Source organism: Pseudomonas sp. CP-1 (assembly GCF_021213715.1).
GTDB lineage: Bacteria > Pseudomonadota > Gammaproteobacteria > Pseudomonadales > Pseudomonadaceae > Pseudomonas > Pseudomonas aeruginosa.
Genome location: NZ_JAJQKY010000043.1, coordinates 1 through 5,559, shown reverse-complemented (window position 1 = coordinate 5,559; position 5,559 = coordinate 1). Strand labels below are relative to the sequence as shown.

General features: G+C 51.9%; 2 tRNA genes and 3 rRNA genes. All 5 read left to right on the top strand.

What is annotated here, in order from left to right:
- Positions 1-370: 370 nt before the first annotated feature.
- The 5 genes from LT948_RS32830 (at position 371) to rrf (ending at position 5,527) form a co-directional block, all read left to right on the top strand.
- Positions 371-1,906, top strand: a 16S ribosomal RNA gene (locus LT948_RS32830).
- 64 nt (positions 1,907-1,970) lie between these two features.
- Positions 1,971-2,047, top strand: a tRNA-Ile gene (locus LT948_RS32825).
- A gap of 28 nt (positions 2,048-2,075) precedes the next feature.
- Positions 2,076-2,151, top strand: a tRNA-Ala gene (locus tag LT948_RS32820).
- Positions 2,152-2,377: 226 nt separating this feature from the next.
- Positions 2,378-5,268: ribosomal RNA gene (locus LT948_RS32815) — 23S ribosomal RNA — on the top strand.
- Between the two features lie 143 nt (positions 5,269-5,411).
- Positions 5,412-5,527, top strand: a 5S ribosomal RNA gene (gene rrf / locus LT948_RS32810).
- Together the 16S, 23S and 5S rRNA genes with 2 tRNA genes alongside form the textbook arrangement of a ribosomal RNA operon.
- The last annotated feature ends 32 nt before the right edge of the window (positions 5,528-5,559 follow it).

Genomic DNA, 5,559 nt, shown 5'->3' with positions numbered 1-5,559 from the left:
TCGAAACGAAGCTTCACCGAGGTGCTTGACAGCGAATTTGAACGCTGTAGAATGCGCCTCCCGCTGATCGGAAGATGGTTTGAAGGTCGGCGCAAGCGGTTGAGTAGAAAAGAAAATTTTCGAAAATAACGCTTGACGGAAAGAGAGGTTGCTGTAGAATGCGCGGCCTCGGTTGAGACGAAAGCCTTGACCAACTGCTCTTTAACAAGTCGAATCAAGCAATTCGTGTGGGTGCTTGTGATGTAAGACTGGTGATCGCAAGATTATCAGCAACGCAAGTAACACTCGTGAATTCGAGAGTTTTATCTCTTTTTAAGAGAATGCGATTGCTGAGCCAAGTTTAGGGTTTTCTCAAAACCCAAGCAGTATTGAACTGAAGAGTTTGATCATGGCTCAGATTGAACGCTGGCGGCAGGCCTAACACATGCAAGTCGAGCGGATGAAGGGAGCTTGCTCCTGGATTCAGCGGCGGACGGGTGAGTAATGCCTAGGAATCTGCCTGGTAGTGGGGGATAACGTCCGGAAACGGGCGCTAATACCGCATACGTCCTGAGGGAGAAAGTGGGGGATCTTCGGACCTCACGCTATCAGATGAGCCTAGGTCGGATTAGCTAGTTGGTGGGGTAAAGGCCTACCAAGGCGACGATCCGTAACTGGTCTGAGAGGATGATCAGTCACACTGGAACTGAGACACGGTCCAGACTCCTACGGGAGGCAGCAGTGGGGAATATTGGACAATGGGCGAAAGCCTGATCCAGCCATGCCGCGTGTGTGAAGAAGGTCTTCGGATTGTAAAGCACTTTAAGTTGGGAGGAAGGGCAGTAAGTTAATACCTTGCTGTTTTGACGTTACCAACAGAATAAGCACCGGCTAACTTCGTGCCAGCAGCCGCGGTAATACGAAGGGTGCAAGCGTTAATCGGAATTACTGGGCGTAAAGCGCGCGTAGGTGGTTCAGCAAGTTGGATGTGAAATCCCCGGGCTCAACCTGGGAACTGCATCCAAAACTACTGAGCTAGAGTACGGTAGAGGGTGGTGGAATTTCCTGTGTAGCGGTGAAATGCGTAGATATAGGAAGGAACACCAGTGGCGAAGGCGACCACCTGGACTGATACTGACACTGAGGTGCGAAAGCGTGGGGAGCAAACAGGATTAGATACCCTGGTAGTCCACGCCGTAAACGATGTCGACTAGCCGTTGGGATCCTTGAGATCTTAGTGGCGCAGCTAACGCGATAAGTCGACCGCCTGGGGAGTACGGCCGCAAGGTTAAAACTCAAATGAATTGACGGGGGCCCGCACAAGCGGTGGAGCATGTGGTTTAATTCGAAGCAACGCGAAGAACCTTACCTGGCCTTGACATGCTGAGAACTTTCCAGAGATGGATTGGTGCCTTCGGGAACTCAGACACAGGTGCTGCATGGCTGTCGTCAGCTCGTGTCGTGAGATGTTGGGTTAAGTCCCGTAACGAGCGCAACCCTTGTCCTTAGTTACCAGCACCTCGGGTGGGCACTCTAAGGAGACTGCCGGTGACAAACCGGAGGAAGGTGGGGATGACGTCAAGTCATCATGGCCCTTACGGCCAGGGCTACACACGTGCTACAATGGTCGGTACAAAGGGTTGCCAAGCCGCGAGGTGGAGCTAATCCCATAAAACCGATCGTAGTCCGGATCGCAGTCTGCAACTCGACTGCGTGAAGTCGGAATCGCTAGTAATCGTGAATCAGAATGTCACGGTGAATACGTTCCCGGGCCTTGTACACACCGCCCGTCACACCATGGGAGTGGGTTGCTCCAGAAGTAGCTAGTCTAACCGCAAGGGGGACGGTTACCACGGAGTGATTCATGACTGGGGTGAAGTCGTAACAAGGTAGCCGTAGGGGAACCTGCGGCTGGATCACCTCCTTAATCGAAGATCTCAGCTTCTTCATAAGCTCCCACACGAATTGCTTGATTCACTGGTTAGACGATTGGGTCTGTAGCTCAGTTGGTTAGAGCGCACCCCTGATAAGGGTGAGGTCGGCAGTTCGAATCTGCCCAGACCCACCAATTGTTGGTGTGCTGCGTGATCCGATACGGGGCCATAGCTCAGCTGGGAGAGCGCCTGCTTTGCACGCAGGAGGTCAGGAGTTCGATCCTCCTTGGCTCCACCATCTAAAACAATCGTCGAAAGCTCAGAAATGAATGTTCGTGAATGAACATTGATTTCTGGTCTTTGCACCAGAACTGTTCTTTAAAAATTCGGGTATGTGATAGAAGTAAGACTGAATGATCTCTTTCACTGGTGATCATTCAAGTCAAGGTAAAATTTGCGAGTTCAAGCGCGAATTTTCGGCGAATGTCGTCTTCACAGTATAACCAGATTGCTTGGGGTTATATGGTCAAGTGAAGAAGCGCATACGGTGGATGCCTTGGCAGTCAGAGGCGATGAAAGACGTGGTAGCCTGCGAAAAGCTTCGGGGAGTCGGCAAACAGACTTTGATCCGGAGATCTCTGAATGGGGGAACCCACCTAGGATAACCTAGGTATCTTGTACTGAATCCATAGGTGCAAGAGGCGAACCAGGGGAACTGAAACATCTAAGTACCCTGAGGAAAAGAAATCAACCGAGATTCCCTTAGTAGTGGCGAGCGAACGGGGATTAGCCCTTAAGCTTCATTGATTTTAGCGGAACGCTCTGGAAAGTGCGGCCATAGTGGGTGATAGCCCCGTACGCGAAAGGATCTTTGAAGTGAAATCGAGTAGGACGGAGCACGAGAAACTTTGTCTGAACATGGGGGGACCATCCTCCAAGGCTAAATACTACTGACTGACCGATAGTGAACCAGTACCGTGAGGGAAAGGCGAAAAGAACCCCGGAGAGGGGAGTGAAATAGAACCTGAAACCGTATGCGTACAAGCAGTGGGAGCCTACTTGTTAGGTGACTGCGTACCTTTTGTATAATGGGTCAGCGACTTATATTCAGTGGCAAGCTTAACCGTATAGGGTAGGCGTAGCGAAAGCGAGTCTTAATAGGGCGTTTAGTCGCTGGGTATAGACCCGAAACCGGGCGATCTATCCATGAGCAGGTTGAAGGTTAGGTAACACTGACTGGAGGACCGAACCCACTCCCGTTGAAAAGGTAGGGGATGACTTGTGGATCGGAGTGAAAGGCTAATCAAGCTCGGAGATAGCTGGTTCTCCTCGAAAGCTATTTAGGTAGCGCCTCATGTATCACTCTGGGGGGTAGAGCACTGTTTCGGCTAGGGGGTCATCCCGACTTACCAAACCGATGCAAACTCCGAATACCCAGAAGTGCCGAGCATGGGAGACACACGGCGGGTGCTAACGTCCGTCGTGAAAAGGGAAACAACCCAGACCGCCAGCTAAGGTCCCAAAGTTGTGGTTAAGTGGTAAACGATGTGGGAAGGCTTAGACAGCTAGGAGGTTGGCTTAGAAGCAGCCACCCTTTAAAGAAAGCGTAATAGCTCACTAGTCGAGTCGGCCTGCGCGGAAGATGTAACGGGGCTCAAACCACACACCGAAGCTGCGGGTGTCACGCAAGTGACGCGGTAGAGGAGCGTTCTGTAAGCCTGTGAAGGTGAGTTGAGAAGCTTGCTGGAGGTATCAGAAGTGCGAATGCTGACATGAGTAACGACAATGGGTGTGAAAAACACCCACGCCGAAAGACCAAGGGTTCCTGCGCAACGTTAATCGACGCAGGGTTAGTCGGTTCCTAAGGCGAGGCTGAAAAGCGTAGTCGATGGGAAACAGGTTAATATTCCTGTACTTCTGGTTACTGCGATGGAGGGACGGAGAAGGCTAGGCCAGCTTGGCGTTGGTTGTCCAAGTTTAAGGTGGTAGGCTGAAATCTTAGGTAAATCCGGGGTTTCAAGGCCGAGAGCTGATGACGAGTCGTCTTTTAGATGACGAAGTGGTTGATGCCATGCTTCCAAGAAAAGCTTCTAAGCTTCAGGTAACCAGGAACCGTACCCCAAACCGACACAGGTGGTCGGGTAGAGAATACCAAGGCGCTTGAGAGAACTCGGGTGAAGGAACTAGGCAAAATGGCACCGTAACTTCGGGAGAAGGTGCGCCGGCTAGGGTGAAGGATTTACTCCGTAAGCTCTGGCTGGTCGAAGATACCAGGCCGCTGCGACTGTTTATTAAAAACACAGCACTCTGCAAACACGAAAGTGGACGTATAGGGTGTGACGCCTGCCCGGTGCCGGAAGGTTAATTGATGGGGTTAGCGCAAGCGAAGCTCTTGATCGAAGCCCCGGTAAACGGCGGCCGTAACTATAACGGTCCTAAGGTAGCGAAATTCCTTGTCGGGTAAGTTCCGACCTGCACGAATGGCGTAACGATGGCGGCGCTGTCTCCACCCGAGACTCAGTGAAATTGAAATCGCTGTGAAGATGCAGTGTATCCGCGGCTAGACGGAAAGACCCCGTGAACCTTTACTGTAGCTTTGCACTGGACTTTGAGCCTGCTTGTGTAGGATAGGTGGGAGGCTTTGAAGCGTGGACGCCAGTTCGCGTGGAGCCATCCTTGAAATACCACCCTGGCATGCTTGAGGTTCTAACTCTGGTCCGTAATCCGGATCGAGGACAGTGTATGGTGGGCAGTTTGACTGGGGCGGTCTCCTCCTAAAGAGTAACGGAGGAGTACGAAGGTGCGCTCAGACCGGTCGGAAATCGGTCGCAGAGTATAAAGGCAAAAGCGCGCTTGACTGCGAGACAGACACGTCGAGCAGGTACGAAAGTAGGTCTTAGTGATCCGGTGGTTCTGTATGGAAGGGCCATCGCTCAACGGATAAAAGGTACTCCGGGGATAACAGGCTGATACCGCCCAAGAGTTCATATCGACGGCGGTGTTTGGCACCTCGATGTCGGCTCATCACATCCTGGGGCTGAAGCCGGTCCCAAGGGTATGGCTGTTCGCCATTTAAAGTGGTACGCGAGCTGGGTTTAGAACGTCGTGAGACAGTTCGGTCCCTATCTGCCGTGGACGTTTGAGATTTGAGAGGGGCTGCTCCTAGTACGAGAGGACCGGAGTGGACGAACCTCTGGTGTTCCGGTTGTCACGCCAGTGGCATTGCCGGGTAGCTATGTTCGGAAAAGATAACCGCTGAAAGCATCTAAGCGGGAAACTTGCCTCAAGATGAGATCTCACTGGGAACTTGATTCCCCTGAAGGGCCGTCGAAGACTACGACGTTGATAGGCTGGGTGTGTAAGCGTTGTGAGGCGTTGAGCTAACCAGTACTAATTGCCCGTGAGGCTTGACCATATAACACCCAAACAATCTGACGATTGTGTGTTGTAAGGTGAAGTCGACGAACCGAAAGTTCGCATGAACCGCAAACACCTTGAAATCACATACCTGAATCCGGATAGACGTAAGCCCAAGCGAACGGATATCCAACCGAATTGCTTGACGATCATAGAGCGTTGGAACCACCTGATCCCTTCCCGAACTCAGAAGTGAAACGACGCATCGCCGATGGTAGTGTGGGGTCTCCCCATGTGAGAGTAGGTCATCGTCAAGCTCCTATCCCAAAACCCCTGGTCAGCGATGACC